This is a genomic window from Pectobacterium peruviense, assembly GCF_003312355.2.
Taxonomy (GTDB): Bacteria; Pseudomonadota; Gammaproteobacteria; order Enterobacterales; family Enterobacteriaceae; genus Pectobacterium; species Pectobacterium peruviense.
In genome coordinates this window covers 3,400,161-3,418,768 of record NZ_CP161826.1, presented here as the reverse complement: position 1 = coordinate 3,418,768, position 18,608 = coordinate 3,400,161, and the positions used below count along the sequence as shown (strand labels likewise).

The 18,608-nt window shown below is 51.8% G+C and carries 18 protein-coding genes; 13 read left to right on the top strand and 5 right to left on the bottom strand.

Features of this window, described 5'->3' with window-relative positions; all coding sequences use genetic code 11:
• Window positions 1-36 precede the first annotated feature (36 nt).
• From DUT67_RS15485 to DUT67_RS15475, 3 genes are all read right to left on the bottom strand, one after another.
• Complete coding sequence (locus DUT67_RS15485) at window positions 37-1,692, bottom strand: iron ABC transporter permease (RefSeq protein ID WP_113632317.1); 1,656 nt, start codon at window positions 1,690-1,692, stop codon at window positions 37-39.
• 199 nt (window positions 1,693-1,891) lie between these two features.
• Window positions 1,892-2,872 carry an ABC transporter substrate-binding protein gene (locus DUT67_RS15480; RefSeq protein ID WP_113632318.1) on the bottom strand — a complete coding sequence of 327 codons (981 nt, stop codon included), beginning with the start codon at window positions 2,870-2,872 and terminating at the stop codon, window positions 1,892-1,894.
• Between the two features lie 17 nt (window positions 2,873-2,889).
• The gene (locus tag DUT67_RS15475) at window positions 2,890-3,582 is read right to left on the bottom strand and encodes an ABC transporter ATP-binding protein (protein ID WP_113632319.1); all 693 of its coding nucleotides are present in this window, start codon (window positions 3,580-3,582) and stop codon (window positions 2,890-2,892) included.
• A 409-nt stretch (window positions 3,583-3,991) separates the two neighbouring features.
• Between DUT67_RS15475 and DUT67_RS15470 the strand changes: the two genes are divergently transcribed.
• From DUT67_RS15470 to DUT67_RS15430, 9 genes are all read left to right on the top strand, one after another.
• Complete coding sequence (locus tag DUT67_RS15470) at window positions 3,992-4,951, top strand: 2-thiouracil desulfurase family protein (RefSeq protein WP_048259311.1); 960 nt, start codon at window positions 3,992-3,994, stop codon at window positions 4,949-4,951.
• 21 nt (window positions 4,952-4,972) lie between these two features.
• Window positions 4,973-6,466 carry a deoxyribodipyrimidine photo-lyase gene (gene phrB, locus DUT67_RS15465; RefSeq protein ID WP_113632320.1) on the top strand — a complete coding sequence of 498 codons (1,494 nt, stop codon included), beginning with the start codon at window positions 4,973-4,975 and terminating at the stop codon, window positions 6,464-6,466.
• Window positions 6,459-7,202 (top strand): type 2 GTP cyclohydrolase I, encoded by a 744-nt coding sequence (locus tag DUT67_RS15460; protein WP_113632321.1) that lies wholly within the window; start codon window positions 6,459-6,461, stop codon window positions 7,200-7,202. Before phrB ends, DUT67_RS15460 begins: the two co-directional genes overlap by 8 nt.
• Before the next feature lie 156 nt (window positions 7,203-7,358).
• A complete protein-coding gene (gene pxpB, locus DUT67_RS15455) occupies window positions 7,359-8,015 on the top strand; it encodes a 5-oxoprolinase subunit PxpB (RefSeq protein ID WP_072062007.1) in 657 nt (218 codons plus the stop codon).
• Window positions 8,009-8,953: a 5-oxoprolinase subunit PxpC gene (gene pxpC / locus DUT67_RS15450; protein ID WP_113632322.1), complete on the top strand. Its 945-nt coding sequence runs from the start codon at window positions 8,009-8,011 to the stop codon at window positions 8,951-8,953. Before pxpB ends, pxpC begins: the two co-directional genes overlap by 7 nt.
• Window positions 8,943-9,680, top strand: a complete 738-nt coding sequence (pxpA, locus tag DUT67_RS15445; protein ID WP_113632323.1) for a 5-oxoprolinase subunit PxpA — start codon at window positions 8,943-8,945, stop codon at window positions 9,678-9,680. The genes pxpC and pxpA overlap by 11 nt, the downstream gene beginning before the upstream one ends.
• A 29-nt stretch (window positions 9,681-9,709) precedes the next feature.
• Window positions 9,710-10,357 (top strand): pyroglutamyl-peptidase I, encoded by a 648-nt coding sequence (gene pcp, locus DUT67_RS15440; RefSeq protein ID WP_113627340.1) that lies wholly within the window; start codon window positions 9,710-9,712, stop codon window positions 10,355-10,357.
• A gap of 52 nt (window positions 10,358-10,409) precedes the next feature.
• A complete protein-coding gene (gene nei / locus DUT67_RS15435) occupies window positions 10,410-11,201 on the top strand; it encodes an endonuclease VIII (protein WP_113627341.1) in 792 nt (263 codons plus the stop codon).
• Between the two features lie 143 nt (window positions 11,202-11,344).
• Window positions 11,345-11,767, top strand: a complete 423-nt coding sequence (locus DUT67_RS15430; protein ID WP_113632324.1) for a hypothetical protein — start codon at window positions 11,345-11,347, stop codon at window positions 11,765-11,767.
• A 48-nt stretch (window positions 11,768-11,815) separates the two neighbouring features.
• On the opposite strand, the gene DUT67_RS15425 is transcribed toward DUT67_RS15430, so the two are convergent.
• Together DUT67_RS15425 and DUT67_RS15420 are read right to left on the bottom strand one after the other, a co-directional pair.
• Window positions 11,816-13,071 (bottom strand): IS3 family transposase gene (locus DUT67_RS15425; protein ID WP_113628139.1). Its coding sequence is split into 2 segments (ribosomal slippage): window positions 11,816-12,720 and window positions 12,720-13,071, totalling 1,257 coding nucleotides; the frame shifts between segments, so codons are not numbered across the junction.
• Between the two features lie 112 nt (window positions 13,072-13,183).
• Window positions 13,184-14,470: a citrate synthase gene (locus DUT67_RS15420; RefSeq protein WP_113632331.1), complete on the bottom strand. Its 1,287-nt coding sequence runs from the start codon at window positions 14,468-14,470 to the stop codon at window positions 13,184-13,186.
• Between the two features lie 651 nt (window positions 14,471-15,121).
• On the opposite strand from DUT67_RS15420, the gene sdhC reads away from it, so the two are divergent.
• From sdhC to DUT67_RS15400, 4 genes are read left to right on the top strand one after another with little or no spacing between them, the layout of a single operon-like run.
• Window positions 15,122-15,511 (top strand): succinate dehydrogenase cytochrome b556 subunit, encoded by a 390-nt coding sequence (sdhC, locus tag DUT67_RS15415; RefSeq protein WP_039275597.1) that lies wholly within the window; start codon window positions 15,122-15,124, stop codon window positions 15,509-15,511.
• A complete protein-coding gene (sdhD, locus tag DUT67_RS15410) occupies window positions 15,505-15,852 on the top strand; it encodes a succinate dehydrogenase membrane anchor subunit (protein WP_048259323.1) in 348 nt (115 codons plus the stop codon). The genes sdhC and sdhD overlap by 7 nt, the downstream gene beginning before the upstream one ends.
• Window positions 15,852-17,618 carry a succinate dehydrogenase flavoprotein subunit gene (sdhA, locus tag DUT67_RS15405; RefSeq protein ID WP_113632332.1) on the top strand — a complete coding sequence of 589 codons (1,767 nt, stop codon included), beginning with the start codon at window positions 15,852-15,854 and terminating at the stop codon, window positions 17,616-17,618. The genes sdhD and sdhA overlap by 1 nt, the downstream gene beginning before the upstream one ends.
• Window positions 17,619-17,634: 16 nt before the next feature.
• Complete coding sequence (locus tag DUT67_RS15400) at window positions 17,635-18,351, top strand: succinate dehydrogenase iron-sulfur subunit (RefSeq protein ID WP_048259325.1); 717 nt, start codon at window positions 17,635-17,637, stop codon at window positions 18,349-18,351.
• Window positions 18,352-18,608 lie beyond the last annotated feature (257 nt).

Here is an 18,608-nt window from a genome sequence, read left to right as displayed (position 1 = left end):
AACCATTAAGCGCCAAATCCGCAGCGGAAATGGCGCTTATTTTGTTTTTAGCGCATGAAATCGTAACGCCAGCAACATCACCGATAGACTGATAAACACCGCAACGCTTGCCATTGCCATACCATCCCCGACTGAACCTTGCTCGAACTGACGCCAGACAAAAATGGACACCGTCTGCACGCCAGCAGGTGATAGCAAGAGTGACGTCACCAGCTCGCGTGACGCGACGGCAAAGACCAACATCATGGCTGCCAGCAGGCTGGGAAATACCAGCGGGAAAACAATCAGCCGTAATGCTGCCATTGCGCTAGCACCGTGAACGCGTGCTGCAGACTCCAAATTACTGCCAATTTGCGCCAATGCCGCACTGCTATAGCGGACGGGGTAGGGTAAAAGCAGGCAGCTGTATGACAGTAGCAAAATTACCCAGGTGTTATAGGGCGTTATCGGCCAGAAACTTTGATTCCAGGCAAGAATCAATCCCACCCCGACAACAATTCCCGGCAGGGCAGCAGGTAACATCGACAGTCCATCCAGCACTGCCGCCCCTCGAATACGCTTGGCGACGACAAACCAGGCTGCGAGAAAGCCGACGGTTCCTGTCAGTAACGCACTGCCGACGGCTAGCCCCAGACTGGTCGTTAATGCGGGTAGTGCTTCGTTTTCATAATCAATCAACATGGTGAAGTGCTGCCAGGTTAAATTTTGCCAGGAAATAGTGCTGGAGATGGTGGCAGAAAACGCCGTAATTAGCATGGAGGCAAGTGGAACCCCTACGGCCAGCAACCCCACGACGCTAAACAGCATTAACACCGGCCAGCGCCATATTCCTAATGGACGAGTGACAATTGCGGTGGGTTTGCCTGTGGTTGTTTCCACATTGCTACCGGCGACGATCGCCCGCTGTAGGGTAAATGCACAGAGCGCGATAGCAACCAACAGCAAAGACAGCACCGCTGAGCCGGAGAGATCGATCGGCCAGTCCGCCAGACGCTGCTCGATATTTGTCGTCAATACCTGAATACCTGCCCGCGATCCCAGTGCTGCGGGTATGCCGTACTCTTCGATCGCCAGCGTGAAGGCGAGTAGCAGGCTGGCCGCTGTCGCAGGTAGCGACAATGGCAGTGTGACCCGCAAGAATGCCTGCCAGCCGTTGGCACCGTGAACGCGTGCGACATCGGCAAGGCGGTTTCCGCTCGCGGCCATACTGCGTGAAACGGCGAAATAGACTACCGGGAAAATATTTAGCGTCATTACGCCAATCATGCCAGGTAATGAAAACAGAGCCTCGCCCAGTTGAATAGGCAATATCTGTTCGGCATAACCCCTTGGCTGTAGAGCCAGCATCCACGATAGTCCGGCGATATAAGGTGGGATCAGGAAGGGAATGAGAAACAGTAAATCCCAAAATTTTGCCAGCGGTAGCGCAAAGAGCCCGCGCAGCGCACCGAGTGGAATAGCAATTACCGCACAACACAGCGCAACACCAAGTCCAAGCAGTAGCGTATTTTTCAACAAAGCAAACAGGCGCGCTTGCGCGAAAACGTCCGCAAAGGCCGAGAACGGATTCGAAAAAGAACCGGCACCTAAATTTGGGAAGATTGCCTGTAGCGCAACAAACAATACGGGAATGCCAACCAGAATAAAAAGTACCGCCACCGTCAGCAGTGGCAGTATAGCAAACTTGTTCATCTGATACTCCAGCCTTGCTGACTGTTGTCAGCAAGGCATTATCGATACTCGTCATCCTTCAAGCTGTTGAGCACTTGCTTGGTTGCTCGATCCCTCCGTGGATTCATGCATGTATTGCTCAGAAATATCGCGTTGTTCAAAACGCGAACATTGTGTCCTACAGCTTGAACTATCCAAGGTATGTCATGACTGAACAGGCTTAGCGTTGGCCAAACAAGGCGGCGAAGCGATCGAGAACGGCTGCGCGGGAAGCTGAAGCGCTATCGCCTTCCGGCAGCAGCGTCAGGTTCTTAAACAGAGGGCGTTTGGCTTCAATATCCTGACGCGCTGGCATCAACCAGGCTTCCGCCACGGCTTTCTGGCCTTCAGGCGACAACATGTAGTTGATGAAGTCTTTTGCCTGCTGTTGGTTTTTGCTGCTTTTCAGGATCATCATTGGGCGAGGGGCAATGACGGTGCCGCTGGAGGGGAAAATGACTTTAATTGATTCACCTGATTCAATGCTGCCGTAAGAAACGTAGTCTACCGCACCGAAAACGGCGGCTTTCGCGCCCTGCAACACGGGCGTTAATGCCTGTGCATTCGGGCCTGCGATGATCATGCCGTTGGCTTTTAAGCGATCGAACATCTCCCACGCTTTATCTTTTTCCGCATTTTGCAAACCAATCAACAGATCGAGCGAAGCGCCGGACAGCGCAGGATCGGGTGTCGTGACTTTATCTTTAAATTCAGGCTTGGTCAGGTCGTTCCAGTCTTTAGGTTCTGGGGTACCACTCTTGCTATTCCACACAATGCCCAGCGCGGAAATGCCCTGTGCCACGTAGAAAGGGGTTTTGAACTGTGCAGGCACGGTGGCCGCATTCGGGCTATCAAATTCCAACAGCCAACCGCGTTGCTGCAAATCTGTTGCGGTATCCCAAGAGGCAGAAATCAGGACATCTGCACGTGGATTGGCTTGTTCGGCTTCCAGTCTGGCCATGACTTTACCGGTTGTTGCCTGAAAAACATCGACTTTCACGCCAGTCTGTTTTTCATAACCGGCTGCCAGTTTCTTTGCCAGTGCTCCCGGTCCAGCGGTGTACAGCGTCAGGGCATGTGCGCTGCCTGTCACCGCGGCTAATGAGAGAGCTATACCCATAATGATGCCTCGTTGATTCATGGCAAACAGTGTGTTTTTCATTGCATTTTTCCCCAAAGTTAATGTGTGGTGATATCAGTAATGTGGCCTTGCGACATGTGAACAATGCGGTGTGCCAGTATGTTGGCTTCGCCTCTGTCGTGGGTGACATAGACCGCGGTGGTACCAAGATGGCGTAAGAGTGATGCCATCTCCTGACAAAGCGATTCGCGTAGATCCCGGTCGAGATTGGATAACGGTTCATCAAATAGCAGGATGTTCGGTTCCGCGATAATGGCGCGAGCCAGAGCGACTCGCTGTTGTTGGCCGCCGGATAAATCGGCAGGTTTACGATCGGCAAAATCGGCCAGACCGACGCGCGCTAGCGTGACGTCAACTCGTTGACGGCAGATATCGCGTGGGACCTTCCTCATCAGCAGCGGGAACACGACGTTTTGTGCCACGGTCATATGTGGCCATAGGGCGTAGTCCTGAAATACCATGCCAAGATTGCGCTGTTCAGGCGGTAGGGATAGCTGGTGACCAGCAACCTGACGATCGCCAAAATGGATGGTGCCTGCATCTGGCTGTAGCAACCCAGCTAGCAACTTTAGCAACGTACTTTTGCCGCAGCCGGAAGGCCCCAACAAGGCCAGAATGGTGCCTTTCGGCACATTGAGGCTGATAGAGTCGAGAACCGTTTTTCCTGCGAAAGCGTGGGATAATCTGTCGATCGCAATCGCGGTGGGCGTGGTGAGTTCAGCCGTGGTCATCATCACCTCCGTGCAATAACGGGAGGCGATATCCATTGTGATATCGGTGGAGCAGACGAGCGCTTTTGGGCTGCCAGTTTAAAAGGCATAGCAAAGCGTCCCGCCAGTAAAGCAGGGGGGAAAAACATGGGGTATCCTCTTTGGGACTCTATATCGGAATGGGGATTGTAGTCGGGGAATAAGGCTATTTGATGACAGATAAAAATAGAGTAGCGGTGTGTCTTTCTGATATGAATTCTGGCCGCAGAGAACTCGTCCCTATTTGATCGACATAATCCATCAATCTCATGATTTATTACTTTATTCTTCACTGCAACTACACAGAATCGTGGTGAAATCCGCTATGCTGATCAGAGGGTTTGCAGAATGTCATCAAGGCAAGCCACATTGACAAGCGTGAGGATAAATCATGACGTTCGAACTCATCCCTATTGGTATCAGCGCCTGTCTGCTCGGCAACCCCGTGCGGTTTGATGGCGGACACAAGCGTCTGACGTTTGCCGCTGAACAGCTGGCGCCTTATTTTCGTTTTGAACCTGTTTGCCCGGAAATGGCGATTGGTTTACCCGTACCGCGTCTTGCACTCAGGCTAGTGCGAGAGGGGGAAAACCACATCACACTACGTGCCAGCAACGGCTCATCGCTGGATGTCACCCAGCAGATGACGGTGTTTTCTGCTGACAAAGTCAGTCAGCTTCAGCATTTATGCGGGTATATCGTTTGCGCTAAATCGCCAAGCTGTGGCATGGAGCGCGTGAAAGTTTACGATGAAGCGCAAAAGGATGCGCGTAAAAGTGGAATCGGCCTGTTTACGCAGGAGTTGATGCGGCAAATGCCTTGGCTACCGGTTGAAGAAGACGGACGCCTGCACGATCCCGGCTTGAGGGAAAATTTCATTGAACGCGTTTATGCGCTGCACGAATTGAATCAGCTATGGAAAAACGGGCTGAGCCGTGGCGCGCTTATTGCCTTTCATAGCCGCTATAAATTACTGCTGCTGGCGCATTCCCAGCCAGAATATCGTGAGCTGGGGCCGTTTGTTGCGGGGATCGATAAGTGGGAATCGCTGGAAGACTACATTGTTGAATATCGGACGCGGCTGATGAAGCTGTTGTCGACGCCTGCGACGCGACGCAATCATACCAATGTGCTGATGCATGTGCAGGGCTACTTCAGACGTCAGTTGAATTCTCAACAGCGACAGGAATTGGCTCTGCTCATCGATCGCTATCGGCAGGGCTTGCAGCCGCTATTGGCACCGATCACGTTGCTAAAACATTACATGGCGGAGTACCCCGATGCGTATCTGGCTCAGCAACGTTACTTTGAGCCATACCCGGAAGCATTGCGCCTGCGTTACGGACACTAGTTTGATCGCCCGAGGAATTTCATGACCACGCATGTCGTTACACATCATGCCGTTACACATGTAGTCTGGCTGCGCAATGACCTGCGCATTACCGATAATCTGGCGCTGTACTCGGCCTGTCAGGATCCGAATGCGACCGTGTTGGCGGTATTTATTGCGACGCCCGCACAGTGGGAAAAGCACGATATGGCACCGCGTCAGGCGGCTTTTCTGCTAGAAAATCTAACGCTGGTGCAGTACGCGCTGGCCGAGAAAGGCATCCCGCTGCATTACCATGAATGTGGTGATTTTGCGGCATCGGTTGACTGGCTGGTGCAGTTTTGTGTGCAGCAGCAGGCCACCGATCTTTTCTACAACCATCAGTATGAAATTAACGAGCGCCTGCGTGATAAGCAGGTGAAAGATCGGCTGGCCGATAGTCTGGTTTGTCACGGCTATCATGACAGCCTGTTGCTGCCGCCGGGTAGCGTGCTGACGGGCAATGGCGAGATGTATAAAGTGTTCACGCCATTTCGCCAAGCCTTTATCAAGCGCCTGTTGGAAGCGGATACCACGTGCGTACCGGCACCGGATACACGCGGCGAGCCGATAAATAACGTGCAGGCAATGACGCCGTTCAGCTATCCGCAGCGCGAAGTGGATAGCAACGATTTTCCCAGCGGTGAACGTGCGGCGTTGCAGCAGTTGCGCCGTTTTTGCCGCGAGCAGGTGCAGGATTACGATCGGCAGCGAGATTTTCCGGCGCTGCCCGGCACCAGCAAATTGTCTCCGTATTTGGCGCTTGGAATCGTATCGCCTCGCCAATGTTTTAATCGCCTGCGTGCCGAATGCCCGGAGCTGCTGGAACGGCGTGAGGGCGGTGCATTTACCTGGTTTAACGAGTTAGTCTGGCGTGAATTTTACCGCCACCTGATCGTCTCCTGGCCGCAGTTATGTAAACACCGTCCGTTCACCGCGTGGACGCAGTGGGTGAAATGGCGGGAATCACCGGAGGATTTAGCCGCCTGGCAACAGGGTAAAACGGGCTATCCAATTGTGGATGCCGCGATGCGTCAACTGAATGAAACGGGGTGGATGCATAATCGACTGCGTATGATCTGTGCCAGTTTTCTCGTCAAAGATTTACTGATCGATTGGCGTGAAGGCGAACGCTACTTTATGTCGCAGTTACTGGATGGCGATTTGGCGGCGAATAACGGCGGCTGGCAGTGGGCGGCGTCGACGGGTACCGATGCGGCACCTTATTTTCGTATTTTTAATCCGACAACGCAGGGCGAGCGTTTCGATCCCGAAGGTCGGTTTATTCGTCACTGGTTGCCTGAGCTGGCTGCGGTGCCGGATAAAGACATTCATCAGCCCCATCGCTGGGCCGACAAACAACATTTTAAGCTGAACTATCCGCTGCCAATTGTTGACCATAAAACCGCCCGTCAGGATACGCTGGCGGCGTTTGAAGCGGCAAAAAATATCGGCATGGCGAATAACGATCAAGAAGAGAAGGGTAAGTATGCGTAATACGGAACTGGAAAGCGTCATTAATGAGAAACTGAGTACGGCGGCGTTTCAGGATTACGCGCCTAACGGTTTACAGGTTGAGGGGCGTGCCGAAGTAAAACGTATTGTGACGGGTGTCACCGCCTCGCAGGCGCTGCTGGATGCGGCGGTAGAGAAGCAGGCCGATGCGATTCTGGTTCACCACGGCTATTTTTGGAAAAACGAACCGCAGATTGTTTGTGGTATGAAGCGTAACCGACTGAAAACGCTGCTGCTTAATGATATCAACCTGTACGGCTATCATCTGCCGCTGGACGCACACCCGGAATTAGGGAACAACGCACAGCTGGCGGCGCTGCTGGAAATTCAGATGCAGGGCATGATCGAACCGCTGGTGCCGTATGGCGAGCTGGCACAGTCCATGACAGCAGAGGCGTTTTGCCGCCGTGTAGAAAAACGGCTGGGGCGCACTGTGCTGCATTGTGGGGATAATGCACCGCAACAGATACGGCGCGTAGCGTGGTGTACCGGCGGCGGTCAGGGTTTTATTGAGCAGGCCGCACGATTCGGGGTCGATGCTTTTATCACTGGCGAAGTGTCTGAGCAAACTATCCATATCGCTCGCGAGATGGGGCTGCACTTCTTCGCAGCCGGACACCACGCTACCGAGCGCGGCGGCATTCGCGCATTGGGTGAATGGCTAGCGGCGCAGCATGGTTTCGATGTGACATTTATTGATATTCCTAACCCAGCCTGATGGGCTGAAAGTGTCGGTATCGCACATAAATCATGGCGCATTTTTTATGTTGGCATCGTTGTTGCTTAACTATTGAGAAGAGAGTGTATCAGTAAGCAAGGCTAATCATTTGACCCTGTTCACCATGATGGATAAAACGCGATTCAGGAGGAAAGATTGCAACGAGCACGGTGTTATCTTCTGGGCGAGAGAGCTGTCGTACTAGAACTGGAACCGCCAATGTCGCTGGAGAGCCAGCAGCGGATATGGGGACTTGCTGAGCGCCTGAATCACCATGAAGAGGTGCTGGAGGCGATTCCGGGCATGAACAACCTGACGGTGTTGTTGGCGCATCCGCAACAGGTGGCGCTGGATGCGATTGAACGTTTGCAGAGCTGGTGGGAAGAAAGCGAATCGCTCGCGTTTGATCCACGATATATCGACATTCCTGTCATTTATGGCGGAGAGGCGGGGCCGGATTTGACGGAGGTTGCTGTTCACAGTGGCCTGACGGTGAGCCAGGTTGTTGAAGCGCATGCGGCTGCACAGTACGTGGTCTACTTTTTGGGCTTTCAGCCGGGGTTTGCCTACCTCGGCGGGTTAAATGAGAAACTGCATATGCCGCGTCGTGCCGAACCTCGCCTGCGTGTGCCTGCGGGATCGGTCGGGATTGGTGGCGCGCAGACGGGTATCTATCCGCTGGCAACGCCGGGCGGCTGGCAGCTGATCGGCCGCACCTCATTGAAGTTGTTTAATCCGCAAACGATGCCGCCAACGCTGCTGCGCCCTGGAGATAACGTTCGGTTTCTGCCACAGAAGGAGGGCGTATGCTGAAAGTTATCCATGCCGGATTGCATACATCAGTGCAGGACGGTGGTCGCGTCGGCTTTCGTCGTTTGGGAATCAGCCAGTCAGGTGCGCTTGATCTACCTGCCTTGCAAATGGCTAACCTGCTGGTGGGCAACGCGGAGAACGCCGCTGCACTGGAAATTACACTGGGCAAGTTTACTGCAACGTTCACCACGGCCTGCTGGGTGGCGCTGACTGGTGCGGACTGCCACGCTGAGCTGGATGGAAAACCGCTCTGGACTGGCTGGCGTTTTGCGGCAAAACCGGGGCAAACGTTGAAAATGCGTCTGCCGCGTAACGGAATGCGTAGCTATTTGGCTCTGTCCGGCGGTGTGGATGTGCCAGAAGCGCTCGGCTCGCGCAGTACCGATTTGAAAGCTGGATTTGGTGGTTTTGATGGGCGTTTACTCATTGATGGCGATGCGCTTCCGCTGGGAACCCCGACTCGCGAACTGACGCGAGAAGTCGGAATCAAGCAGCTGTTATTCAGCAACCGCGTGCGGGCATTGCTGGGGCCGGAGTATCAGGAGTTCAGCGAAGAGATGCAGGAGCTGTTCTGGCGAACCTCCTGGCAGTTGAGTCCGCAAAGTAACCGCATGGGTTACCGTTTGCTGGGCGCTGAACTACAGCGCACCACACCGTCAGGCAATAAACCCCGCGAGCTACCATCACATGGGTTGCTGCCGGGCGTCGTGCAGGTTCCACATAATGGTCACCCTATTGTACTGCTGGCAGATGCGCAGACTACGGGGGGGTACCCGCGTATTGCGAGCGTGATCGAAGCTGACTTATTCCATCTGGCTCAAATTCGACTCGGTGAACCCATACATTTTATTCACTGTACACAGGCTCAGGCGCAAAAAGCTGCTGACGAACAGCGGCGTTACCTCGAACAACTGGCGTGGAGGCTGCATGACTATTGATCTGAATGCCGATCTGGGCGAGGGCGGTGAGAATGACGAAGCGCTGCTGAAGTTGGTGACCTCTGCCAATATCGCCTGTGGATTTCACGCGGGTGACGCGCAAACCATGCGTCAGTCGGTACGCTGGGGAATAGGTTATGGCGTCGCGCTTGGTGCACACCCTAGTTTTCCGGATCGTGAACATTTTGGCCGCAAGGCGATGAATGTGCCTGCGGAAATTGTCTTTGCGCAGGTGGTGTATCAGCTTGGCGCGCTCAGCGCGATTGTCGCTGCTGAAGGAGGGACGCTGTCCCACGTTAAGCCTCACGGTATGCTTTACAATCAGGCCGCGAGCGAGCCAGCATTGGCTGATGCGGTAGCCAAGGCGGTGAAGGTCGTTAATCCGGCGTTGCGTTTGGTCGGACTGGCGGGAAGTGAGTTGATTCGTGCCGGAAAACGATTAGGGCTAGAAACTCGTCAGGAAGTGTTTGCCGATCGCTGTTATTTGCCAGACGGGTCGCTGGTGCCGCGTACTCAGGCTGGAGCGCTGATTAATAGCGATGAACTGGCGTTGGCGCAAACGCTGGAAATGATTCAACGTCAGCGGGTTAGGGCGATTGACGGTTCTTGGGTTAACGTACATGCGGATACTGTGTGCATCCACGGCGACGGGCAACACGCGCTGCTGTTTGCTCGCAAGTTACGTAACTGCTTTAGCCAGCACCAGATAGCAGTTGCTGCGACATAATCATTATTTTTGTATGACGGGGATAATAGATGAAAACCGTTTTGATCACGGCATTTGAACCTTTTGAGGGCGAAGCGATTAATCCCTCATGGGAAGCGGTAAAAGACCTTCATCAGCGAGAGGTTGGCGGTGCGCGAGTGGTAGCTTGCCGTTTATCTTGCGTCTTTGATCTGTCACTGGAGCAGCTTTATCGTGCGATAGCCGAATGGCAGCCGGAAGTGGTGATCGCGGTGGGGCAGGCGGGAGGCCGTGCTGATATTTCTGTCGAACGCGTGGCGATTAATATTAATGATGCCCGAATTGCGGATAACCGAGGCAACCAGCCGATTGATACGCCTGTGGTGGAAAAGGGGCCAGCAGCGTATTTCTCGACGCTGCCGGTGAAAGCGCTGGTGCAGGCATTACGCGTAGCGGGAATTCCAGCCTCAGTGTCGCAAACCGCAGGGACGTTTGTCTGCAATCACGTAATGTACGGGCTTTTACATCAGTTACATCAGCAGGGTGATGTGGTTCGCGGCGGATTTGTTCATATTCCGTATTCACCTGAACAGGCTGCACGACACCCCGGAGAACCGAGCATGCCAACGCCGTTAGTCACGGCGGCGTTGGAAGTGATGATTAAGCAATCGCTGGTGCAGCAGGTTGATGTGGCGGTCACTGGCGGGGCATTACATTAATTTAGCGAATCGCTCAGTCGCAGAGCATCTGATTTTCAGGGAGTAGTCGAGTATGCCGGAAGGGCCGGAAATTCGCCGAGCGGCCGATAAGCTGGTTGAGGCCGTCGTGGGAGAAACGCTGACGCGCGTCTGGTTTGCGTTTCCAGAGCTGAAACCGTACGAAACAGAATTAGTCGGACAGCAGATCAGGCAGATCGAAACGCGCGGGAAGGCGCTGCTGACCTATTTTAGCAACGATCGGGTGATGTATAGCCACAATCAACTGTATGGCGTGTGGCGAGTCGTGAATGCGGGTGAATCGCCGGAAACGAAGCGGGATTTACGCATCCGGCTGGAGACGCAGGATCGCGCCATTCTGCTCTATAGCGCGTCAGATATTGAAATGCTGACACGGGATACACTGACTACGCATCCTTTCTTGCAACGCATTGGGCCGGATGTATTGGATCTTTCCCTGACGCCAGAAAGGGTCTGTGAGCGTTTGTTATTATCGCGTTTCCGTCGTCGTCAGTTCAGCGGGCTGTTGCTGGATCAGGCTTTTCTTGCGGGCTTAGGGAATTATCTGCGCGTTGAGATTCTGTGGCAGGCGCAGCTGGCACCGCAGCATACGGCTTCGCAGTTGAATGAGGAACAGTTGCAGACGTTGAGTCGAGCGCTGCTGGAGATTCCTCGGTTGTCCTACAACACGCGCGGCACCGTGGATGAAAATCGACATCATGGGGCAATTTTTTCGTTCAAGGTTTTCCATCGTGAAGGGGAAAATTGTGAGCGCTGCGGCGGAACCATCGAAAGAACGATGCTGTCATCACGCCCGTTCTATTGGTGCCCGCACTGCCAGAAGTAAAGGACGAAGCGCTGTTTTTAGATGAATTGAAAAGGATTTCGGATGAGTAATAGAAATGATATTAGGGATGGTTCTCTCTTTGATAGGCTCAAATCAGGTATTGTTTATACCGAAGTGAAATTCTTGGGCGGAAGAGTTAAGGCATGAAAGTAATAAAGTATCTATTACTGCTTGTGGTTCCTGCTGCAATGGTGGGGATGTTATTTGTATTTATTGTAGTATCGGGTTCCACGGAGATAAGAACGTATACTGAAAGTGATTATTTCGCCTACTATGCGTTCACCGATGAAGATATTCGCAACGCCCCAAGGATATCGCGCAATTACGCTTTTGAATATGTGCCCGGTGATGGTTATGCTCCATCAAATGCTATCATTTTTAGTGATACCTCTGATGCTACTCCGCTAAAAATGTACCTAATAACATTGGGATATGAGCAGCAGAAGCGGAAGGAAGGGGGGCAGGATGTCTGGAACAAACAGACCGAGATTGAAGAGGCAACATTCTATGTCTGGGTTAATAAAGAAGCTAAGCAGGTTCACCTTACTAAGATATTCCATTACTAACAGCGTAATTTCTGTATTTCAACCTACATTAAAATTCATCATGAGTGACTAGTCCTGATATGGGTTGACAGTTTTCTGCCTGTAAAACGCCTGATGAACCTCATCGGGCGTTTTGTATTTCAGGGCCTGATGTGGCCGCTCATGGTTATAAATCGCCACAGATTCTTTTACCATTTTCCTCGCTTGTGCCAGATTAGCTGGGCGAGAGAGTAAAAACTCATTTTTCAGGATGCCGTTTATCCGTTCAGCCAGCGCATTCTGATAGCAGTCATAACCATCTGTCATTGAACAGGTTATCCCATTTCTCTCATGTACCGACTGGTAAAGCGCTGAACAGTATTGTAGCCCTCTGTCAGAGTGGTGTATCAACGGCCCTTTTGTTTTTCTTTGTCGTAACGCACGTTTGAAGGCTTTTACCACATTTTCAGTTTGCAGATTATCCCCTACATGGTAACCCATGATTTTTCTGGAACAGGCATCCGTGACCAAACTCAGATAGACCGTGCCACTGCGTACTGGTAGATAAGTAATATCGGCGACCCAGACTTGCTCCGGCTGAAGGACAGTAACCTGTTCGGGGCCAGACTTCAGCAAGTTCGGATGCCGGTAAAAACGATGATGGCTGTTGGTCGTTTTGTGGTATGCCCGCTTTACGGGTACCAGAAGCCGGTGTTTACCCAGTAGGCTAAACAGGCGGTCACGCCCGATATTGAGTGTTTCACCTGCCTGACGGTTCAACAGAGAGTGGAGTTTGCGTGTGCCTATACGTGGCTGACGGCACCGAACTCGGGCAATAAAATCAAGAACCTGACTATTGTGTTCATGTCGTTTATTGCACCTTGCATTATGCTGGTACCATGCCTGTCTGCTGTGCCCCAGGAGCTGGCATGCGCGTGTCACGGTGACTTTTGGGGCCTGACTCTGCGCAAGGACTTGCCGGGCCGCTTTTTTACGACACTTACCCCGTAATCATTTTTCAGGACGTTGATAACAGATTCAAAAAACTCAGCTTTCTGATTCGCCAGCTTAAGCTGCTCTTCAAGTTCTTTGATTCTTTGCTCGGGTGTAAGTGGGGTATTTGTCTGAGCCACAAGCAGTTTCCTTTTCATCAGGTCAGGAAGTCCGGGACTCCAGTCAAGCTGGCCATATTTACGCAGCCAGACAAGAACGGTGGAGCGCCCCTGAATGCCATATCGCTGCTGGGCCTGTTTATAGGTCATCTCGCCTTTTTCGACCTGTTCAACGACGGCTATTTTAAAGGATAGAGGATAATCACGTTGGGTACGTTTGAACTCAGTCATCATCACGTTCTCCGTATTTAAGTCAGGGACGTGTCAACGCTATTCAGGACGGATCAGAGATAGAAAAAAGGCCGGATAGCGATATCCGGCCTTTTTTATTTACGTACTGAATGAATTAATCGTGTTTCAGATTAGACGAGAAGTCACGTTTGTCGTAGCCGGTGTACAACTGACGTGGACGGGCAATTTTGATGCCGTCGTCGTGCATTTCGCTCCAATGCGCAATCCAACCTACGGTACGTGCCATCGCGAAGATAACGGTAAACATGGACGACGGAATCCCCATCGCTTTCAGGATGATACCGGAGTAGAAGTCCACATTCGGGTACAGTTTCTTCTCAATGAAGTACGGGTCGTTCAGCGCGATATGTTCCAGCTCCATCGCCACTTCCAGCAGGTCGTCTTTTCTGCCCAGTTCTTTCAGCACTTCATGGCAGGTTTCACGCATCACTGTGGCGCGTGGATCGTGGTTTTTGTACACACGGTGACCGAAGCCCATCAGGCGGAAAGAGTCGTTCTTGTCTTTTGCACGTTCGATAAACGCTGGGATGTGTTCTACGCTGCTGATTTCTTCCAACATACGCAGACAGGCCTCGTTCGCGCCGCCGTGCGCCGGTCCCCACAGCGAGGCGATCCCCGCGGCGATACAGGCAAACGGGTTTGCACCAGACGAACCAGCAGTACGTACGGTAGACGTCGAGGCGTTTTGTTCGTGATCGGCATGCAGGATCAGAATACGATCCATCGCACGTTCTAGCACCGGATTCACAACATACTCTTCACAAGGTGTGGAGAACATCATGTGCAGGAAATTACCCGCATAGGACAGGTTGTTTTTCGGATAAACAAACGGCTGGCCCAGTGAGTATTTGTAGCACATTGCCGCAACGGTCGGCATTTTGGACAGCAGGCGATAGGCCGCGATTTCGCGGTGGCGTTCAATATTGATGTCCAGTGAATCGTGGTAGAACGCCGCCAGTGCACCGGTAACACCGCACAGGACAGCCATTGGGTGTGAGTCGCGACGGAAACCGTGGAACAGACGAGTAATCTGCTCATGGATCATGGTGTGACGAGTAACGGTCGTCTTGAAGGTTTCATACTGTTCTACGGTCGGGGTTTCGCCGAACAGCAGAATGTAACACACTTCAAGATAATTAGATTTTTCAGCCAGTTGGGAAATTGGGAAGCCACGGTGCAGCAGAATGCCTTCGTCACCGTCAATATAAGTAATCTTGGATTCGCAAGATGCGGTAGAGGTAAAGCCGGGGTCAAATGTGAAGTAACCTTTGGAACCGAGGGGACGAATATCAATCTCATCATATCCTAGCGTACCAGATAGGACATTTAGCTCAATCGGTTCTTTACCTTCTAGGGTAAGTGTTGCTTTTTTATCAGCCATTTACAGTCTCCTTAGCGCTTTTAATTTTAAAAATTTTCACTGAAGAAATACCGTCATGCCTGCGCACCGGACGAAAAATGACCAGTGAAACTCTGTTGTGACACAGTCGTCAAATAGGATACAGAGTAAGGCGGATAGCCGCATTCAGGATGAAAAATTCGTTCTCCAGGTAATTAGCGATCTTCAGGCAATTAACCATGCTCTGAATAGATTGTAGTCATTACCTATGACTTTTACGTGGACTCTCTTCACTGTTACATAAGTTAGGTCAGTGTGGAAGTGTCGCCGTCGTGCTTTAACACATCATAAGAAATTCAATCCCCTATTTGTAATTGAAATGTTGAACTTTTGTCAAATCAGATAATTAATTTTATATAAATTGTGAAATTCGTGATCTAAATCACTGTTCGGGGCAAATGTCACCAAACAGTTTGTATGGGAATTGTAATGGGAATGTGAAGGACCTATACTCCCGCCAGGTCTCCGGAATCACCCTGCAGTAGGAGCACCCAGTATGAAAGGATCATGCGCTGTTTAGACACCGGAATGTCGATGTTTGAGCGCGTATCATAAACCCACTCTCAGGGCTGTAACTTTCATACTGTCTGACCTCACATCAGGCCCGGAGGAAGAAACAATAATAAAAGCTGTGTGGGCAAATCCGTGAAAAAACAAAGACCTGTCAATCTGGAATTGCAGACGATTCAGTTTCCCGTTACTGCGATAGCATCTATTCTTCACCGCGTCTCCGGCGTTATCACCTTTGTCGCTGTCGGTATTTTACTGTGGCTGTTAGGCACTTCTCTTTCTTCCGAGGAAGGATTCCTGCGCGCTGCGGAAATTATGGATAGTTTCATCGTCAAATTTATCGTTTGGGGTATCCTCGTCGCGTTGGCTTATCACATTGTTGGTGGGATACGTCACCTGTTGATGGATTTCGGCTATATAGAAGAAGACCTTGCCGCAGGTAAGCGTTCTGCAAATATCTCCTTTATTATTACTGTCGTGCTTTCAATTCTGGCTGGAGTCCTCGTATGGTAAGCAATGCTTCTGCGTTAGGACGCAATGGCGTACACGATTGGTTACTGATTCGCGCTTCCGCCATCGTCATTGTTCTGTATGTAATTTATCTCATTGGCTTTATTGCTACGGCTGGCGACATCACTTATGAAATCTGGCATGGTTTCTTCGCGATGGCCCTCACCAAAGTATTCACACTGCTAACGTTATTTTCCATTCTGGTTCATGCCTGGATAGGGATGTGGCAAGTGCTGACCGACTACATTAAACCGCTGGCCCTACGCCTGACTTTACAGTTGGCGATTGTGATAGCGCTGTTGGTGTACGTCATTTATGGAACAATTGTGGTGTGGGGTGCGTGATGAATTTGCCAGTCAGAGAATTTGATGCAGTGGTTGTGGGTGCGGGTGGCGCAGGTATGCGTGCCGCACTACAAATCTCCCAAATGGGCCTGTCCTGTGCCCTGTTATCTAAAGTGTTCCCAACCCGTTCCCATACTGTGTCCGCGCAGGGCGGTATTACCGTTGCGCTGGGTAACACCCATGAGGATAACTGGGAATGGCACATGTATGACACCGTAAAAGGGTCGGATTACATTGGCGATCAGGATGCAATTGAATATATGTGTAAAACCGGCCCGGAAGCGATTCTGGAACTGGAACACATGGGATTACCGTTCTCCCGTCTGGATGATGGCAGCATTTATCAGCGTCCGTTCGGTGGTCAATCCAAGAATTTTGGCGGTGAGCAGGCCGCACGTACCGCCGCTGCCGCTGACCGTACTGGCCATGCGCTGCTGCATACGCTGTATCAGCAGAACCTGAAAAATCACACCACTATTTTCTCCGAATGGTACGCACTCGATCTGGTGAAGAATCAGGATGGTGCGGTTGTCGGCTGTACGGCGATTTGTATTGAAACCGGCGAAGTGGTTTATTTCAAAGCGAAGGCAACCGTGCTGGCAACCGGCGGTGCGGGGCGTATCTACCAGTCCACGACCAATGCGCACATTAATACTGGCGACGGTGTAGGGATGGCGTTGCGTGCCGGTGTTCCGTTGCAGGATATGGAAATGTGGCAGTTCCACCCAACCGGGATTGCGGGTGCGGGTGTGCTGGTAACCGAAGGCTGTCGTGGTGAAGGCGGCTATTTGCTGAATAAGCACGGTGAGCGTTTCATGGAACGCTATGCGCCAAACGCGAAAGATCTGGCAGGCCGTGACGTTGTTGCCCGTTCTATTATGATCGAAATTCGTGAGGGCCGTGGCTGTGAAGGCCCGTGGGGACCACACGCCAAGCTGAAGTTGGACCATCTGGGTAAAGACGTTCTGGAATCCCGCCTGCCGGGTATTTTGGAATTGTCGCGCACGTTTGCTCACGTCGATCCGGTGAAAGAGCCGATCCCTGTTATCCCAACCTGCCACTATATGATGGGCGGTATTCCGACCAAAGTCAGTGGTCAGGCGTTGACGGTGAATGAGAAAGGCGAAGATGTGGTGATTCCAGGGCTGTTTGCCGTGGGTGAAATTGCCTGCGTATCCGTCCATGGTGCTAACCGTCTGGGCGGTAACTCGTTGCTCGATCTGGTGGTATTCGGCCGCTCGGCGGGTATCCACCTGAAAGAGTCTCTGGAAGAGCAGGGCGAAAGCCGTGATGCCAGCGAATCCGATATTGATGCGTCGCTCGACCGCATGAATCGTTGGAACAATACCCGTTCTGGTGAGGACCCGGTGGAAATCCGCAAAGCGCTGCAATCCTGTATGCAGAACAACTTCTCGGTATTCCGCGAAGGTGATGCGATGGCGAAAGGGTTAGAAGAGCTGAAAGTCATTCGTGAGCGCCTGAAAGACGCGCGTCTGGATGATACATCAAGCGAGTTCAACACCCAGCGCATTGAGTGTCTGGAACTGGATAACCTGATGGAAACCGCGTATGCAACGGCAGTTTCGGCTAACTTCCGTACTGAAAGTCGTGGAGCCCATAGCCGCTTCGATTACCCGGAGCGTGATGATGAGAATTGGCTGTGTCATTCGTTGTATCTGCCGCAAACCGACAGCATGACGCGCCGTGAGGTGAACATGCAGCCTAAATTGCGTCCGGCGTTCCCGCCGAAAATACGTACTTATTAATTGCGGAGATCAAACGATGAAAGTCGAATTTTCTATTTATCGTTACAACCCGGATGTTGATGATGCTCCGCGGATGCAGGATTACCAGTTGGAGGCGGAAGAAGGCCGCGACATGATGCTGCTGGATGCGCTGATGCTGCTGAAAGAGCAGGATCCGACGCTCTCATTCCGTCGTTCGTGCCGTGAAGGCGTCTGTGGTTCCGACGGCGTTAACATGAACGGCAAAAATGGGCTGGCCTGTATTACGCCCGTTTCTGCGTTACGGCGTGGTAACAGCAAAATTGTTATCCGTCCTTTACCTGGATTACCGGTTGTACGTGATTTGGTAGTGGACATGGGGCAGTTCTATGCTCAATATGAGAAAATAAAGCCTTACCTGTTGAATAATGGGAAAAATCCGCCGGCGCGTGAACATCTGCAATCGCCTGAACAACGTGCCAAACTGGATGGATTGTATGAGTGCATTATGTGTGCCTGCTGCTCAACATCCTGCCCGTCGTTCTGGTGGAACCCAGACAAATTTGTTGGGCCTGCGGGGTTGTTGGCTGCGTACCGTTTCCTGATTGACAGTCGTGATACGGAAACCAAGCCACGACTGGACGATCTGGATGATGCGTTTAGCGTCTTCCGCTGCCACGGCATCATGAACTGCGTCAGCGTTTGTCCGAAAGGGTTGAACCCGACCAAGGCTATTGGTCATATTAAATCGATGTTGCTGCACCGTAGCGCGTAACTGATGGTTAATACGTAACGCGTTATTGCATAAAGATTAAGTAGTAAAACATGTATCTCCCTCTGAAGTTGCTATTCTTCAGAGGGAGCGCAGGAAACCTTTAAAAACCGGCTTATGCGCCGAACCGGTTTTTAAAGGTTCCTTAGGGGGGATGGATACCCTAAGCGCGTACCGATTGTACGACAAGTGAACCGTTTGTATGGCGAACGATATACGGACACTAATTACATGTTAACCACGGCGAAAACTGAAGCTTA